Source organism: Rossellomorea arthrocnemi, assembly GCF_904424705.1.
Taxonomy (GTDB): Bacteria; Bacillota; Bacilli; order Bacillales; family Bacillaceae_B; genus Rossellomorea; species Rossellomorea arthrocnemi.
In genome coordinates, this window is the sequence record NZ_CAJGBF010000013.1 from 15,354 (window position 1) to 32,246 (window position 16,893).

Annotated in this window: 19 protein-coding genes; 3 read left to right on the top strand and 16 right to left on the bottom strand. The window is 40.9% G+C overall.

Going from position 1 to position 16,893, the window contains the following annotated elements:
- Positions 1 to 143: 143 nt before the first annotated feature.
- From BAA9072_RS16340 to BAA9072_RS16355, 4 genes are all read right to left on the bottom strand, one after another.
- Positions 144 to 701, bottom strand: a complete 558-nt coding sequence (locus BAA9072_RS16340) for a glycerol-3-phosphate responsive antiterminator (RefSeq protein WP_201715758.1) — start codon at positions 699 to 701, stop codon at positions 144 to 146.
- 277 nt (positions 702 to 978) lie between these two features.
- The gene (locus tag BAA9072_RS16345; protein ID WP_201715759.1) at positions 979 to 1,386 is read right to left on the bottom strand and encodes a VOC family protein; all 408 of its coding nucleotides are present in this window, start codon (positions 1,384 to 1,386) and stop codon (positions 979 to 981) included.
- Positions 1,387 to 1,416: 30 nt separating this feature from the next.
- Positions 1,417 to 2,658, bottom strand: a complete 1,242-nt coding sequence (locus BAA9072_RS16350; protein ID WP_230980904.1) for an aminopeptidase — start codon at positions 2,656 to 2,658, stop codon at positions 1,417 to 1,419.
- 11 nt (positions 2,659 to 2,669) lie between these two features.
- Positions 2,670 to 3,101, bottom strand: a complete 432-nt coding sequence (locus tag BAA9072_RS16355; RefSeq protein WP_201715760.1) for an HIT family protein — start codon at positions 3,099 to 3,101, stop codon at positions 2,670 to 2,672.
- Positions 3,102 to 3,227: 126 nt separating this feature from the next.
- Between BAA9072_RS16355 and BAA9072_RS16360 the strand changes: the two genes are divergently transcribed.
- A complete protein-coding gene (locus tag BAA9072_RS16360; RefSeq protein ID WP_201715761.1) occupies positions 3,228 to 3,731 on the top strand; it encodes a GNAT family N-acetyltransferase in 504 nt (167 codons plus the stop codon).
- Between the two features lie 69 nt (positions 3,732 to 3,800).
- Here BAA9072_RS16360 and BAA9072_RS16365 read toward each other — a convergent pair whose 3' ends face one another.
- The 4 genes from BAA9072_RS16365 to BAA9072_RS16380 all read right to left on the bottom strand — a co-directional run bounded on the left by BAA9072_RS16365 (position 3,801) and on the right by BAA9072_RS16380 (position 7,167).
- Positions 3,801 to 4,301 carry a CBO0543 family protein gene (locus tag BAA9072_RS16365; RefSeq protein WP_201715762.1) on the bottom strand — a complete coding sequence of 167 codons (501 nt, stop codon included), beginning with the start codon at positions 4,299 to 4,301 and terminating at the stop codon, positions 3,801 to 3,803.
- A gap of 90 nt (positions 4,302 to 4,391) precedes the next feature.
- On the bottom strand, positions 4,392 to 5,423 hold the full coding sequence (locus tag BAA9072_RS16370) for a serine hydrolase domain-containing protein (protein ID WP_230980905.1): 1,032 nt from the start codon (positions 5,421 to 5,423) through the stop codon (positions 4,392 to 4,394).
- A complete protein-coding gene (locus tag BAA9072_RS16375) occupies positions 5,420 to 5,965 on the bottom strand; it encodes a GNAT family N-acetyltransferase (protein ID WP_201715849.1) in 546 nt (181 codons plus the stop codon). Before BAA9072_RS16375 ends, BAA9072_RS16370 begins: the two co-directional genes overlap by 4 nt.
- Before the next feature lie 188 nt (positions 5,966 to 6,153).
- Positions 6,154 to 7,167, bottom strand: a complete 1,014-nt coding sequence (locus BAA9072_RS16380; protein WP_201715763.1) for a S66 family peptidase — start codon at positions 7,165 to 7,167, stop codon at positions 6,154 to 6,156.
- A gap of 275 nt (positions 7,168 to 7,442) precedes the next feature.
- Here BAA9072_RS16380 and BAA9072_RS16385 point away from each other — a divergent pair, with 275 nt between their 5' ends.
- Complete coding sequence (locus BAA9072_RS16385; RefSeq protein ID WP_201715764.1) at positions 7,443 to 8,756, top strand: D-alanyl-D-alanine carboxypeptidase family protein; 1,314 nt, start codon at positions 7,443 to 7,445, stop codon at positions 8,754 to 8,756.
- 104 nt (positions 8,757 to 8,860) lie between these two features.
- The gene (locus BAA9072_RS16390) at positions 8,861 to 9,253 is read left to right on the top strand and encodes an SET domain-containing protein (RefSeq protein WP_201715765.1); all 393 of its coding nucleotides are present in this window, start codon (positions 8,861 to 8,863) and stop codon (positions 9,251 to 9,253) included.
- Between the two features lie 77 nt (positions 9,254 to 9,330).
- Here the strand turns inward: BAA9072_RS16390 and BAA9072_RS16395 are convergent, their stop codons facing one another.
- From BAA9072_RS16395 to BAA9072_RS16430, 8 genes are all read right to left on the bottom strand, one after another.
- Complete coding sequence (locus BAA9072_RS16395) at positions 9,331 to 10,152, bottom strand: EcsC family protein (protein ID WP_201715766.1); 822 nt, start codon at positions 10,150 to 10,152, stop codon at positions 9,331 to 9,333.
- A gap of 72 nt (positions 10,153 to 10,224) precedes the next feature.
- Entirely contained in the window at positions 10,225 to 11,496 is a 1,272-nt protein-coding gene (locus BAA9072_RS16400; RefSeq protein ID WP_201715767.1) for a hemolysin family protein, read from the bottom strand.
- 42 nt (positions 11,497 to 11,538) lie between these two features.
- Complete coding sequence (locus BAA9072_RS16405; RefSeq protein ID WP_201715768.1) at positions 11,539 to 11,949, bottom strand: MerR family transcriptional regulator; 411 nt, start codon at positions 11,947 to 11,949, stop codon at positions 11,539 to 11,541.
- Positions 11,950 to 12,124: 175 nt separating this feature from the next.
- Positions 12,125 to 12,607: a DUF4306 domain-containing protein gene (locus BAA9072_RS16410; protein WP_201715769.1), complete on the bottom strand. Its 483-nt coding sequence runs from the start codon at positions 12,605 to 12,607 to the stop codon at positions 12,125 to 12,127.
- A gap of 127 nt (positions 12,608 to 12,734) precedes the next feature.
- Positions 12,735 to 13,481 (bottom strand): YdcF family protein, encoded by a 747-nt coding sequence (locus tag BAA9072_RS16415; RefSeq protein WP_201715770.1) that lies wholly within the window; start codon positions 13,479 to 13,481, stop codon positions 12,735 to 12,737.
- A gap of 11 nt (positions 13,482 to 13,492) precedes the next feature.
- Positions 13,493 to 14,122, bottom strand: a complete 630-nt coding sequence (locus BAA9072_RS16420) for a nucleotidyltransferase family protein (RefSeq protein ID WP_201715771.1) — start codon at positions 14,120 to 14,122, stop codon at positions 13,493 to 13,495.
- A 172-nt stretch (positions 14,123 to 14,294) separates the two neighbouring features.
- Entirely contained in the window at positions 14,295 to 14,459 is a 165-nt protein-coding gene (locus BAA9072_RS16425; RefSeq protein WP_201715772.1) for a hypothetical protein, read from the bottom strand.
- Positions 14,460 to 14,672: 213 nt separating this feature from the next.
- Positions 14,673 to 16,805: a peptidoglycan D,D-transpeptidase FtsI family protein gene (locus BAA9072_RS16430; RefSeq protein WP_201715850.1), complete on the bottom strand. Its 2,133-nt coding sequence runs from the start codon at positions 16,803 to 16,805 to the stop codon at positions 14,673 to 14,675.
- Between the last annotated feature and the right edge of the window lie 88 nt (positions 16,806 to 16,893).

A 16,893-nucleotide genomic window follows, 5' to 3' on the forward strand; every position in this document is an offset into this window, starting at 1 on the left:
TTGGATCAAAAAGAAAGAGACTCACGGAATATGCCCGGCAATAGCGGGCAATTCACGTGAGTCTCTTCATCTCTTTCACAACGTATTAACTTATGAACAATGTTACTCCACTATGAAAGCGGTGTCAATGAATTTTAAACATTTTATCTGTCAAAGTGTTTCCAAAGGACACGATCAGAGGTTGTAATCGCCGTCGCCCCGGCCTCAAGAGCAGCTTCTACTTCTTCAACGGTGTCAATCAGCCCGCCGGCAAAAATGGGTTTACCTGTCTTCGCCCCTATCTCTTTAATGATTTTGGGAATGACGCCAGGAAGTACCTCAATGAAGTCCGGATCTGTCTTTTGAATCAAGTCAATGCTGCGATTCATGGCACTTGAATCTATGACAAACATTCGTTGGGTGACGTAGATGCCTTTTTGTCTTGCTTTTTTTATTACGTTTCCTTTTGTAGATATAATGCCATAAGGTTTGATTTCCTGGCAGATATATTCTGCTGCATATTCATCACTCGATAAACCATGAATGAGATCCAGGTGCAAGAACATTTTGCGATTTTTATTACGGGCATATTCAAATACACTTTTCAGCATCCCGACATGAAGGTCGAGGAATACACCATATTGGAAAGTAGTTTCAAGCATTTTATCAAAGTCCTTCATGGACCTTATGGCAGGTAATATTTTTTGACCTTCAAAGCTCATGTCTATCACTCCTTAATAGGTTTTCATATGGATTTCATATGGATGTTTTTCACAAGGAGAAATTATACCATAATTGCTTCTGTGAGGTTTTAATATGCTTTCATTGATTTTACCACTATAGGTCAACCCGGGACTGTGTACCTTTTAAAAGTGGCGACGAAAAGGACATTCAGATGAAATGGTCTGGTTTTACCAGAAGTATAGAAGGTGTCGAATGACTAGAAATACCCCTGCTCTTTTTCCACAGGGGTCTAACCTACACTTCTTTTTTCTCGATTTATTCGGGGGATAACTTATCCTTCCCATGAATGAATTGGATCCGTTGCTTCATTATAGAATGATCATGATACTCAAACAAACCAATTCCATTCCCCCACGGATCCTGAAACGTTGCCCACTTCACAGGTACCTCTTCCCTTTCGTGAATATCAAAATGTTCTAAGGGGAGGAGGGATTTTAGCCTCTCCCGTTCACTGCTTATATCTTCAACCCCTAATCGAATGGGTCCGGAATATGTAGAAGGATTTCCCTCTGCCAGTTGAAGCCAGCAGCCGGGTATTAGCTCCCATTCAGCAAAACCTCCATGTGGGATGAAATCAGGTTCACGATTGAATAAAGTGGTATACCACTCTTGTCCTTTGAAAATATCCATTACCCTCACTTGAACGGTCATTTCATAAATCATGGCATCTTCCCTTCTTATTAATTTTTAGTATCAAATGGCCCAATTTCCATTACGGAAAATTGCGATCTTTCTTCCATCACGGCAAACGCCGTCAATATTCATGGTTGCTGAACCAATCATGAAGTCTTCATGTATTACACTTTCATTGAGCCCCTTGTTCTCCCGCTCCTCGTCGGATAAGAGGTTTCCACCTTTCATGCAAGTCGGATATGAAGATCCTATCGCTAAATGATTCGATGCATTTTCATCAAACAAGGTATTGAAGAATAGGACACCTGATGCAGAGATGGGGGATTGGTGTGGCACAAGTGCCACTTCACCAAGGTAGGAAGCACCTTCATCTGTATCAATTAATTTATTCAAAATTTCTTCCCCTTCTTCAGCGGAGACTTCAGTAATTTTCCCATCTATAAATGTAAGGGTGAAGCCGTCAATCACATTTCCATTGTAAGCGAGGGGTTTGGTACTTGTAACCGTTCCGTTCACTCCTGTTTTCACCGGTACAGTATACACTTCTTCTGTTGGTAAATTGGCAATAAAGTTGGTGCCCTGCGGGGTTTTGCTTGCACCGGTAAGCCATAAATGATCTTCATGCAGCTTAATTGTAAGGTCCGTCCCTCTCGCAGTATAGTGTAGGCTTTCGAGATGTAATGAATTGAGTTGAGTGGCTTTATCGGTCAAGGTTTTGATATGTGAGATCCATGCAGCAACGGGGTCTGGTTGATCGATTCGTACCGAAGTGAAGATCCTTTCCCATAGACTAGTGATTCTTTCCGATGTTGGAAGGTGAGGAAACACTTTATCCGCCCACTTCTGTGAGGGGATGGCGACGATTGACCAGCTGATCTCATCCTTTTCTATCGCCTCATAGAACCGGTCAAGTGCATCCCCGCTCGCTTTTTCGTAATTGAGGATCCGCTCAGGATCGATACCTTTTAGGAGGTCCGGATCATTAGCCTCAATTTGAAGAAAAGCTCCTTTAAGGTCTACTACCCATTCATGAGCTTGAGCGAGCCAGCCTGGATATTCATAGAACACATCATCCGGTGCCAATTCATAATGAGTTCTCATAATTTCTTCATCATACCATTGAACATGTACATTTCTTGCGCCGGCAAGATAGGCTTCTTTCACAACAATCCGGACAAAGTTTTCTGTACCTAAGGGTGCTGATATAAAAAGGGGTTGATCTTCTTGAATATTCACCCCGACCTTGATGGCCAGTGCAGCATATTGTTTTATTTTTTCTTGAAAGTTTTTATGAATCATCATTCGTGATTCTCCTATTCTAGTAAGCTTTTGATGTAGGTCTTCATTTTATCTTGGGTTTCTTCCAATGACTCAAACGGTTCTTCGACTCCAGCATTTCCATAAAATAAATCACCAAATCGCTTTGCTTCTTCATTGCGTGGAATGACATGTAAATGGTAATGAGTCAACTCATTATAGATACCGCCGTTTTGGCAAATTGTCACTCCATCAGGTTTATATAGTGCGTAGATGGTGCGAGTCACCAGTTGTGAAACCTTCGTTATGGAAAGACTTTCCTTTTCGCACATTTCAGTAACCTCCACCCTGTGTTTCTTCGGAAGTATCAGCGTATGACCCGTATGATGGGGAATATGATCCAAAAAGCAGGTAACCTGATCGTTTTCGTAAATGATATATACTTTCTCTTCATCATTTGCAAGTTGGCATCCAAGGCAATTTACCATTCTGGTTCCTCCAATAATCATTGAGCTTTTAAAGGGATTTTTTAGAAAATGTCGAACATTGTTGAATAGATGAAACCATTGAGTTTCTCTTATCATATCACGGAATAGAAAGAAGGTCAGAAAATAATGGAAATTACATTACTTAATGAAAATCATGCTGAAGACTATTGGAACCTTAGGCTCGAGATGTTGAAACAGAGTCCTTCAAGCTTTGGAAGCAGCCATGAAGAGGCAATTAAGCGTCAAAATCCGATTCAAACTACTAAAGAAAGACTTTCAAGCGATGGGAACTACACATTTGGCTGCTTTATGGATGAAAACATGGTAGGGGCCGTTACGATGGTGCGGGAAGTGGCATTGAAAATGAATCATAAAGCATCTATTTATGCGATGTATGTTGCACCTCCATACCGGGGACAGGGTTTGGCAAGGGGACTGATTGAAGCGGCCATCAAACTTGCAAAGGAAACAGAAGGTATTGAACAACTGATGATTACAGTCGTTACAACCAATCTAACAGCAAAAGGACTTTATCATTCGTGTGGATTCAAACCATACGGAACTGAAAAGAGGGCATTAAAATATAATGGTGAATATTATGATGAAGAGTTAATGGTTTTATTTTTATAGTGCTTAAATTTGGGATAGTTACAGTCGTCGTAAAAAGCGGTGAAGCTCATAAAGGAGAAACACCGCTTTTTACAATACATGATAATCGAAACTGATTAAGAGGAAAGCCACTACAAATACTGACGTAATCAAAGCCTTTGCGGGGTTTAGGTAGTGGAGGCGTAGCATTGGAAACATTATACAATAAAAAAGTACCGTCCACGACAGATTCCATCCTTCAAAATATTCAATGGAATCGGTTTCCCCAGCAGCCCATTCTGCCAAAGTTGCCACACCAATATATTTCAGATAATAAACGATTTTAATTCGCCATTCTTCAGGATAGTCACTCAAGAACAGAACAACCAGGCAAGGGTATGCAACCATTGTATAAAGCGTATCTGTCACAAACATATTGACAAAAAATCCTTCTAATTCCCATACAGCTTTTACCGTATAGCTTATATACTGATAAAACATATTGAAAAAACTAAAGTAATAGATAGTTGGAAGAAATTCTCTCCATCTATTCCACGATCCCCATTTCAAGGAACTAAGAACAATCAATAAGATCACGACAATATGAAACATGGGATCCCCCCATAGTACGATTCAATTTTATTGGTCTTAGTGTACCCTCAGAAATGGAAATTCATTCCCAAATGCGTTTTTAGCCTTTTGTCATGTCTTTAGTCTGCTATTAAATAGATCCGAAACTTTATTACTGAATTCTCTTAAATAATGGAGATAGTCCTTCCCTCCATAGTTATAGCGCTTATTATACATCTTTGCCACCACAACGTTTAAGGCTGGAATTACAAGAAGAGTAGGACCTGTAACACCCAGAATCTGATAAGACCCATGGAGAACGCGTTCTCCGATTTCACTTTTTAACTTTGGCAGCCCTTGTACATACCAGAATAGGCCGTTATCTGGAAGGGTCGAATCTGAGTATGCCTCATTTTGAATAGAGGTGGATATTTCGATCACCTCAGATGGAACCACCTGTTCTCCATTCATCTTGCCCATATTCAGGTGCAGTTGTCCCCACAGTGCAAATTCACGAGCCGTAACGAAAAGATTTTTTTCTTTGCCGTCATTGGTTGTCCCCAGTCCGGAAAGAGGCAGTTCGGTTACTTCTCCAATAATATTCACAAGGCTTTCATCCGGTTCTGTCTTCCAGCCCGTATCTTTTAAACCGATACGTGAAAATACCCGTTCTTCTAAAAGCTGTGGAAACCCTTTTCCGTACAGTCGATGAACCAATTCGGTCATGATCTCCACTCCGATGTTACGATAAGCCCAATCAGTACCTGCCCGGAATTCACGAAACCAATGACCCTTTTCATCTATATCCAGTCCGTGGGAATGGGTTACAAGGTGTCGAATGGTAACGTCCTTTACCAACTCTGTTTCCAGCTCAGGCATATAAATTGAAATGGGATCGTCAAGACTCTCAATGTATTTATCATGTAATGCAAAGGCAACGGAGAGTCCCAAATAGCTTTTCCGGGCAGAAGCCACATTGAACTGTGAATCGCACCGGACTTCCCGTGCACCTTTCTCGTGGGAGTGGCGACCGCTGTAATGCTCTGCCACTACTTGATCATCTTTAAGGATATAAAGCGCTGCAACAGAGCTTCCATTTTTATCTTTAATGTCTTCCACCCAGGAAATCAATTTCTCTGTCGCATAGTCGACTTTTTGCTTCACGCCTTCTCCCACTCGTCCGCAAGTATTCCGTACACAATATGATCCACAAAGTGATCATAAATCCATTCTTTTTGTCTCAGCTTCCCTTCTTCCACAAATCCAAGTTTCTTGGGAATGGCGCGGCTGCGATGGTTGAATTCAGCAGCGGTAATTTCGACTTTATTCATTTTATAATAGTCGAAGGCATAAGTCGTCAAACCCTTTGCAACGGTCGTCATGATTCCCTTGCCTTGATAACCTTCACCCAGCCAATAGCCGATGTATGCCACTTTATTTGACCAATCCAGTTCATTGAATCCTGCTACACCTACGATTTCATTTTGATAAACGATACCAGCTGTCAAACTCTTATTGTTGGCATACCCTAAGCGGGTCCCCTTAATGAACTCCTTCGAATCCTCCAGTGTTTTAGAATAATCCACCCAAGGGAGCCACTCCCGTAAATAGGAACGGGATCCATCTGTCAGTTCGAATATCCTTTCTGCATCCTGTATATCGAGTAATCTTAATTCCAATTGATCACTTAATGTATATGTAAACATACGTTTCCTCCTTATCATTTTTTCAGAAAAATGGATGACCTTCAGGCAATTCATCACCACTTCTGTAAAGATATCTGCTTTCTCATACTGAAGCGTATGGGCACTCTGTTTGATATGAACCATTAGCGCATCCTGATTAAAGTGAGTATCTGCTCCTCGTACGCATCTGTCTCCTTGATGGGATGAGATTAGCGGAAAGTTTGAGTGACCGACCCTTTTCCATCCTGTACGTCTACTTCTCCATATGCACCATTGATGAAAGTGATCTGTGGTGGTTGATGACCACAGTCGATGTCATAGACAATAGGGATTCTTAACTCTTCTTCCAGTTCCTGATAAAGGTCTTCTACTGAATAGTCCCCCACTGGGCTATTGGCAGCACTTCTTCCAAAAAGAATTCCGGCACATTGCTCGAACCAGCCGGCGAATTTCATTTGCACCAGTGTTCGTCGCAAATCAGTAGTAGTCATTTCACAGTTTTCAAAATACCAAATGATTGGTTCATCCATCAGGTGGTCCTGCCTGAAAGCAGCTACATCTCCGTATGGGGTACCAATGAGGTGCCTGATCACATCGATGCATCCTCCAAGCATCCTGCCTTTAAGTCGAACATGGTGATCTCCGACTGTCTTCCAATAAGTGTGCTCTGTTAAATGAAATACACACGGGGAGGGTTGATGATGATTCCATTGTTTCTGATAGCGTGGAGATGAATATTGGGTTACGGATAAACCTTCTTTCGTCGAAAGTACGGATTCCCATTTTTCCGTAGTGGCGTCGGAGAATTCTCCTCTTATATCAATGAGATTTGTACCATGGGCAGTGGCCATTCCAGTCTTTAAGGTTACTGCCAGTAAGAGAACACTAATATCGGAATACCCGAGTATCCACTTGGATTTGATTTGTTGAAAATCGATTAAATCAAGGATTTCCACAAGCAGTTGTCCTCCCCAGGGTGGCATGATGAGGGAGATCTTCTCGTCCTGAAGCATCCCGTTCAACTCAGCTGCTCTCTCCCATGCAACTGAGGACTTAGCTTTCTGCTGCGTCCAAACGGTCTTGCCGCACTCCACAGAGTATTCTTTCTTTTCCATTTTCACGATGGCTTCCTTAAGTAAATGGTGCATTTCTTGAGGCACACCTGAAGAAGGCGCAGTTACCCCAATGATATTTCCCTTCTCAAGCAGTGGATATGTGATCAACCTCATTCCCTCCCAACAGTTTACATAATTTTACCAGAATGGTAGAGTTCCAACAAGAATTATTTCCCCAGAGGACTCCCCGGAGGGACGGACCTCAATCCGTGTAATTATGGTAAACCCAGATTGATAAATGAAGGTCCGTCCCTCTCAGGTATACGACAATTATTTACAATAATTTGAACGATTTGAAAAGGTTCACGGGATTTTGGGTGTTTGTTAGGTTTGTATGGTAGAATGATTTGGTTGCGTAAATTGGTTTTTTTGGAGGTACTATTTTGAAAAAGAAGATGGTGAAACAAAGCCTCACGGTTTTGATGATTTCATTTATAGCCATGATGCCTTTTCAGCAGACGGCGTATGGTAAGTCAACATTAGAAATCAATGCAGATGCTGCGATTTTAGTAGAAGCAGGAACAGGAAAGATCGTTTATAGTAAACATGAAGACGAACCACTCGGTATTGCAAGTATGACTAAAATGATGACGGAATACCTTGTGTTGGAAGCAATTGAAGATGGTAAAATCAAATGGGATCAAACGTATAAAGTTAGTGATAAGGTTTTTCAATTAGCTAATGCTCCCGGGTTAAGTAATGTTCCGCTGAGAGCAGGTGAAGAGTATACAGTAAGAGAATTGTATGATGCCATGGTCATTAAGTCCGGCAATGGTGCAGCCATTGCTCTTTCAGAAGTAGTCGCCGGGTCTGAAGGTGAATTTGTAAAAAGGATGAATGCCAAGGCAAAGGAACTTGGCTTTGAGAATTCTCAATTTGTCAATTCCTCCGGCCTCAGTAACTACGATATGCTGGGATTGTTTCCAAAAGGAACCGATGTGAATGATGAGAATATGGTTTCAGCTGAAGATATGGCGACCTTGGCGTATTATCTCATTCATGATTTCCCGGAAGTTCTAAAAACATCCAGCCTCTCTACTAAAGTATTCAGACCAGGAACCAGTGAAGAATTGGTCATGAAGAATACAAATGGTCTCTTAAAGGGAAAGACCTATCATTACAAGGGAGCAGACGGTCTGAAGACCGGTACGACGCCATTCGCCGGCTCCACTTTTACAGGGACGGCAAAAAGAAACGGAGTACGCTATATATCAGTTATTTTAGACGCAAAGGATGAGTACGGACAACCGAGCAGTGCAGAACGATTTATTCAAACGAGAGAACTTCTCGACTTTGGGTTCAATGAATATAAGACTGTATCTTATAGCTTGGATAGCATCGAAGAGAAAAAGAAGCATACGATAACAGTTCCAAATGGCAAAGAGCAGGAAGTCGCCATAAAAATCGACAAACCTCTCTCTATCCGCTTAACGAAACAGGAAGAAAACAAAGTGAAAACCAAGCTGAGTTTAGATAAGAAGAAAGTCAATGAGGATGGATCCCTTCAGGCTCCGATTAAAAAAGGGGATAAAATCGGGGAATTGGTCATCGATACACAAGAAGATAAAGATTATATCTTCGACAAGGACTCCTCCTCTTATAAATTGAATGTTTATGCAGCTGAATCTGTAAAAAAAGCAAGCTGGCTGGTACGAAGTGCACGTAGCATTCAAGATTTTTTCGGTAATCTGTTCTAACAGAATGCCCTCCTTTAATAGCCGGTAGATTGATTTAGTGTTTGCTTTTCTACCCCATTCGTGTCAAACTTACTTAGTCAAGGATTCAGAAAGCAGGTGGCATAATGATCGAAGTGAAACTATCATCTCTTAGCGACGGTGACCTTAATCGTGGAGTGTTTGCTAAAAGAGATATAGCCAAAGGAGAGCTGGTCCATGAAGCACCAGTCATCCCTTATCCCAATGAGGAACATGAGCATATTGAAAAAACATTCCTGGCGGATTATGTATTTGAATACGGTATTAACCACACAGCCCTTCTTTTAGGATATGGAATGTTGTTCAACCATTCATATACACCCAACACGGTTTACGAAATAAATTTTGAAAACCATACATTCGACTTTTTTGCCTATAAAGACATTCAAGCCGGGGAAGAACTGCTTATTAACTATAATGGCGAAGTGGATAATGATGAACCACTTTGGTTTAATAAAGATAAGAGTGAAGAAGAATAATGAAAAAGGGACTTCCTATTAGGAGGTCCCTTTTTCATTATCATTTTGGAGAAATCATTACTCATATATAAGGAATGTTAATTCAAGGTCCGTCCCTCTTCCAGTTTCTCGAGAATTCTTCTTTTGCGGTAGAGCATACGACCGGTTTCTCCTATGTCATTGATCATGGATTTGTTGATAAATGATCCGAACAGGATGCCGGCTATGGGAATCATTTGAAAGAGCTTTTTCCAACCGAAGTTGTCACGGAAACTGATCATCACTTCCCTCCACCCCTGCAGCTGGGAAAGGGTTTGCTCTCTCTTCTCCGTATCCTTTTTATTAAAGTCCGAAAGTTCCTTGAGGATTGCCTGCTTTCCGACAATATCTGAAGAAACGAATTGTAGGCACTTTATTATGAAAATTCGCTCTCGCTGATCATTCGGGTCGTACCCGTAACTAATTGCAATCTCCTGAAGAGTCTTTAATGAGATGCCGAGAATAAAGGGTATATCAATACTTAAAGTGAGAAAGCCACCGATTCCGGTAGTCGCACCCTGGGTCATCGCAACCTTCTTTCTCATACCCACAATCCCCTCGCTCACTTCATCCATAACCTTGAGGGGCTGTTCGGAGATATCGGTTACAGTTATATGAGTAGTGTCTGTTTTCTTAGTGAATCGCTTTACAACTTCTTTCTCACTTGTAAGGTAACTTCCACCCTTTTGTATGTAGCTGCCGATTTCATCCAGTGCTTGTCCAATCTTGTTATGGACCATTTGAGGAGTGATCCGGTCGAGGATCATAAATGGAATTCGGCCTAGCTTCTCCCAAAACCATAACCCCTTTTGATCCTCTGCCCAATTATTTACGACTTCAAGTTCATGTAAAAGACCTTCCCGTGTTTCTGATTCGTGCATAGGTGCAACAGCCTCCTTCTTTCATGATAAGCCAAAAAAATAACAGGCAATGAAAAGCCTGTTATTTCATACTTATGGAACCATATCTCCCATTTTGTCTTCTAAAATTTCAACTTTAATGGTCCGTACCCGACGGTTATCCACTTCTTCAACGCTCACCTTTAAGTTTTCATAATCGAAGCTGTCACCTTCTGAGGGGAGATCTTCGAAGCTTTCAACCACCCATCCCCCAATCGTATGGTAGGAACTTTCGGGCTCGGTTACATCAAGTAGTTCTGTAAACTCATCTAACTGATATTGTGAATCGAATCGATATTCTTTTTCGCTGATTTTTCTAACGGAATGCGTTTTCTCGTCCTGCTCATCCCATATTTCCCCAACAATTTCTTCAAGGATGTCTTCGAGGGTAATGATCCCTGTGGTGCCGCCGAACTCATCCACTACAATGGCCATGTGCACATTGTTTTTCTGTAGCTTGGTAAGAAGGGAGGAGATTTTGGCAGATTCAAATATGAACATCGGTTCACGAATCAGTTCACGAATATTCACTTCACCAAACTTGATCAAGTGAGTGAAGAACTCTTTTTCAGAAAGGATTCCAATAATATTATCGATATGGTCTTCATAAACTGGAATTCGCGAAAAACGTTCTTCAAAGAACATTTCTTTGATTTCTTCAATCGGTTGATTTACCTCAACAGCCTTGACATCGATCCGGGGTGTCAGGACCTCGGTAGCAAGGATCTCATCAAAGTCCATGGAGCGGTGAATCAACTCTCGCTCCTCTTTATCGATGACTCCTTCTTCTTCACTAATATCAAGCATCACTTTTAACTCTTCTTCTGTGACAGACGGCATCTCATGATTTTTTGAGAAGAACTTCGATACCAACTCTTTTAGTTTGATAAAAAAGAAGTTGATCGGTGTAAGGACCTTAATCAAGAAAAACAATACGCCGGATATAGTCAGGGAATAGGTTTCAGCATTTTCTTTTGCCAGTGATTTAGGCAGGATCTCCCCGAAAATCAGTATTAACAAGGTCATCACAAACGTACTGATGACAAGTCCTGTATTCCCTCCGAAAATATCAGTCGCAAGCTTAGCTGAAATACTGGCTGCGGCGATGTTCACGATATTGTTCCCGACTAATATCGTAGACAGTGCTTTATCAAAGTTTTCAGCGATATAATGTGCTTTAATGCTTCCTCGTCTTCCTTCACTTACGAAATTCTTAAGTCTGATCTTGTTGACGCTGGAGTAAGCCGTTTCTGCCGATGAGAAAAAAGCAGATAAAAGAATTAATGCTCCTAATAATACTAATGAATTCAGTGGTATATCGTCCAAAAAAAAGTCACTCTCCTGTAGTTGTTTATCTATTATGCTGGATTAACCAGAAAAAACCATTAATGTTTGAAATAACGCCAATGCTTGTGGCGACACTTGTTTCAACATGCGTTTGCGGTCCTCATCCCCTAATGTATCCATTGCCTGCAAAACTTCATGCAATTCATTATGCAAATGTTTCATCTCGTTTCGGATATGATTCACTTGCTTTTCTAGGATCGATTGATCCACCTGCTTGGATTTCAATAGAATCATTCGATCTTTGATTTCCTGCAGTGACATATTCATCTGCTGACACTGTTCAATCAGTTTCAAGTCGCCTAATGTCTCTTCATGATAATACCGGTAATTATTGCGGGACCGGTCGCACTTTAATATACCCATCTTCGTGTAATAATCAATGGTCCGTTTGGACACTTCACTTAGCTTCGATAGCTCGCCTATTCGATACAACTTCCCAAGTTATCACCTCTAGAGTAGTATACTGCATTTTGATGAAACCGTACAGTTAAACGTTATGGTTTAGGGACGGACCTCAAATTTTCACTCTTTTTCATAATGAAGATGTTCAATATAAAGGGATTCTCTCTGAAAGATGATGCTAAACAGAGGTCCGTCCCTGCCCCTATTACTGCTGGTTCAAATGGCCTTTTATCCGCATAAAAGGTAATAGATGAAGAGAAATTGCTCCTATTATCTTTAATAATCCAATCGCTAGAAAGAGCCAAAATAAAATATTCCCACCTTCCGTAGGTGAGGAAGAGATGATGAAACTTAACGCAAGGTGGATCACACTGGAGAGTATTAAGGAAATCCGGTAACCGGTTTGTTTAAATACTCGAGATCCGATCAGAACGAAGAGATAATTGGCGCTAATCACCATCATCCCAGGGAATAGTGGCAAATATTTGCCAGCATACACAAAGAAATCAAGGGCTATAATATCATTGGGACCGGCAACTCTTCCGTAAATCAATTCACTAAATGGAGCAGAATACCTCCACTCCCAATGATTGTCCATCAAAGCACTCCCTTCATACAAAGAAACCAAAGAAGCAAAACCCAGGACAACCAACCCAACCCCTATTTGTGACCAATATCTAATAGACATAACTTTCCCCTTTCCATTAAGGGACGGACCTCCAAAAATGCTCAGTTACAAGATGGGAAATGTTTTATATCAAGGGATTCTCCCCTTACATTGATGCTGTAATGAGGTCCGTCCCTCAATTGAGCACTCATTTGAGCATCATGTTCACGACAGCGAAGTATTCCCTGATCATATAGTTCGCAGTTATGTATAGCGGGGATTCACTTCCCAGCCCGAAACAGTTCAACTCTAGTTCTTCCCCGATCTTTTTGGCACGGTAGATATGGTAATCACTTGTCACGATGAATACGTTCTTTTTATGTAATCCTTCCTTTTTTAGAATGGCTCTAGAATTCAGGAGGTTTTCATATGTAGTTGTTGACGTTTTATCATATAGAATTCGATCCTCTTGAATGCCCTGCGCTTTTAGATATGCTCCCATTGCTTCTGCTTCGGGAATAGCCTCTCCTGGTCCTTGTCCTCCAGAGACGACAACAGGGACGTTTTCATTGACTGTAAGCAACTTGCTTCCCTTTTCCAATCTCTCCCTTAAGGTGTTAGAAAGATCACGCCCATTTAACCCTGCCCCGAGAATGATGACGGCATCGGGGGCTCCATTCTTAATATGATGTGATTGGATGGCGGTTTTTATGAGCACGCATTCGATGATTCCAAAGGATATTATAAATAGTAGAAACATCCCGCCAATGATTCTACTTATCGCCTTAAAACGGGTCTTACCTGTATTCTTATAAGCGATATGGAAGAGGAAGATCAGTATGACAGTTTGCACTATACAAGCAATGAACATTACTCCGAAGGTTAGTCCAATGATTAGAGTGAAGATAACAAAAAAGAAAATGAATAGTAATTCGTAAGAAATGAGCTTTTTCATAACATCTCCTTTCAAGGTAGTAAATTGAGTCTTGCTTTATCTGCCAGGATATCACCTTGGGTACCATAAACTTTCACTTTAGGCCACTTCTTACTCCATTCCTTATCCAACCCCCTTTTTTCATAAATGGAAGAGAGTGCCTCTTTTTCTGTAAAAGGTGGAGTGGGCTTTATTCGTAAGGAAAGTAAGTCCTGTATTCCCCATGGGGCTGCTAGAATCAGGTCATTATTCTCGTTAAGCGTCAATGCAATGGAAGTTGCTGTTTCAGGGAAACGTGATACAGCATGAATCGTTGAACTATAGGGTTCTTCTCCATTTTTAATATGCATCCTTGCCTGGTTTTTCACCGACCACGGTTCTCCTGGAGCTTCCTCTTTCAATTTGGATTCCAAGACTTTTTCGAAATGTTCCGCTGAATTTGTAGCATCAAAATACACAAGATCAATATCCGGCAAGGTCGTTTTCTTGGAATACCCATGCAGTGTATCCCACACTTTCGTCCTAACAAACCCTGCACATATCCACCAGTCAGGCAGATGAAGGCTTTGGGCTGTTTCAAGGATACTCATCATCCATGAATCATTTTTCACTAAATCCAATATATCCTGTTCAGATTTTATGACGGTCTCCCCCTTATTCATTTTGTCTCCAATTAAAGACTTCCCCCTGAAAAAATCGAGTATGACACAAACTTTTTTAACTTATTTTACCATAAAAAAACAGAATCATGGATTTTTTAGATGACCTTTTCAGATTATCTTTGGGGAATGCAGGACAAAAAAATGCCAGGAATATTATCCTGACATTTCCATATCATTGTCCCCCAGAAAACCAACTGCTTGCTTTCACACGTTCTTCTTCCTGCAGTTGGTTTTCGTTGTTAGTTCCTGCTTCGAATGTATTTTGAGAGAATTTTCGTCTGAGAAGACCACTTACTACACCGAATACAACGGCAATACCGATAATCCACCATAGCATAGACTTCACTCCTGTCTTTAAAGGATTCCTTTCTATATATACGGATAAAAACAGGGAAAAGTTTCAAATATTGAAAAATTAACCATGATCGAGTGCTCATCGGAAACCTTCACTTCGACCACTTTTGCAAGTTGTGATCCCCAATTATTTCAATTCAGAGGTCCGTCCCTCGATCAAAAAACGCAGCTCCTTGGGAAAGTAAGCTCGTTTCGTTTATTCTTCTGATGTTTCCTGTTCTTCTGTTTCTTCGAGCTGATCAGCATTTCGTACTTTCTCTTCAGTTGATGAGTTAAAGTATCCTTCTTTTTCGTATTGCTTTTTTAGTTCGAAGTATTTATCCATAGCTCTTTTGGCGATGGTTTTGTTAACGTATGGATCTTTGTCTTGGTGCGAATAGGGTAATACGACTGAAAACGCTATTTCTGGATTGTCATATGGTGCATAGCCTATTAAAGTGGTGTTATAAGTGTCATATTGTTTCTTTTCTTCTGGACTATAATAGAATGCCTCGGCAGTGCCTGATTTAGCTGCTGCATCATAAGGTGCATCTTTAAAGTTATTGGCGGTACCTTGGCTTCCATGGGCCACTTTATAAAATCCTCTTTGAACCTGTAGTATTTGCCTTTCAGTTGCATCAATTCGGTTCAGGACTTTAGATTCGTTTTCGTAAATCAAAGGACCAACCTTATCTCTTTCCTGACTTGGTTCTCTAATTTGCTTCATTAAATGTGGCTCCATCCTGAAACCTCCGTTGGCGATCGTAGAAGCATATTGTACAAGCTGCATCGGTGTATATAAATCGTATTGACCAATGGCAAAATCCATTAACTTACCTGGTTCTCTTTCTTTTCCTTTTAATCCTTCTACCTCGCCTGGCAGATCAATGCCAGTCTTTACTCCAAGACCAAACTGACTATAGTAATTTCGCATGGTGTCAAACGCTTTAGGGTCCATATCAATGGGTTCGCCCTTCCTGTATACACCACCAGCTATTTTTATCGCTGTTTTAAACATATATGCGTTGGATGAAATTTCTAATGCATCAATATCACTTAAATATATCGGGCCTCTGGAAAGGTTAAACCACGATCTTTTAGTGGGTGTTCCCTTTATCTCGATCGCTTCATCATACAGAACGTCCCCGACATTCAATGCCCCTGTCATATACCCCGTCAACACGGTAGCACCCTTAACAGCAGATCCTACTCCATATTCAGAAGTATACGTACCTAAGGCATAATCTTGTAATTCAGTCTTTCCGTCCGCATCCTTGCCGTATTTCTTTCCAACCATAGAAAGGATTTCACCTGTGTGGGGATCCATCATGACGACGAATGCACGGTCCAGGAATGGGGACTGCCAATATTTTGACGCTTGTTTACTAAGCTCTTCTTCAACGATTTTCTCAATTTCTTTTTGCAGCTGCAGGTCGATGGTCAATACGACGTCTTTACCGCTATGCCCTTCGCTAACAAGCTGAGTATCCAGTACGCTCCCGTTTTTTGTTGTGTATTCGATTTCTTCTTTTTGACCTTTAAGGACGTTTTCGTACTCTGACTCGAAATAACTTGTTCCAACTCGATCATTCAAGGCATATCCCTGAGCTTTATATTCGTTAACGAGTTCGCTCGGAAGTCCTTGCTGGGAAGTGGATACCCTTCCCAGAATCGTTCGAAGTGTACTGTTATTCACATATTTTCTTTCCCAGTCCGTGGTAACATTTACACCGGGCATTTCCGATAAACGTTCACTCACTCTGGCCATCTCTTCCATGGAGACATCTTTATTTTTGATAATTTGCGGACTAAGGGCATATCCCGTATTGAATTCACGGAAAATTGCCAGGACTTCCTTTTCCTGTTTAGAAAATGATTCGATATCTTTTTTTGTGATCCTCTCGAGCTGCATTTCATAAATCTTTTTGTTCCTGTCATCCTCTGCCAGGTCTTCATCATCTTCCAGCTTCTTGATTTCTTCTTTGGAAACCAGTTTTTCCGCTTTATCAGGATTTGTGAGAAGCCAAAAGTCCTGCTTATCGCGATCTGTAATTTTACCTGTATCCATTTCAATTAGTTCAGCTAATTTCTCTGCAACCTTTAGCATATCTTTAGGCTTTGTCGTTTGCGTTCTCGTATACGTAATGGCATTCAATGGAACGTTGTCTACAATGACATTTCGATAACGGTCATAAATTTTCCCTCTTGGAGGTGTACCATTATGGGATTTCACATTTTCTGTTCTGGCGACTTCTGCTTCATAATGGTTTCCCTGCACGATTTGCACAATCCCAAGACGAAGAATCAGAAGTGAAAATAGAAAAAAGACCGATATAAACAGTAGGTTCATTCTCAATGGGACATGGGTTTTTTTCTTTTTCTTCTTTTCCTTCAATTTAAATAACCCCTTTTAAACTCGTATTTTACCAAAATATGAT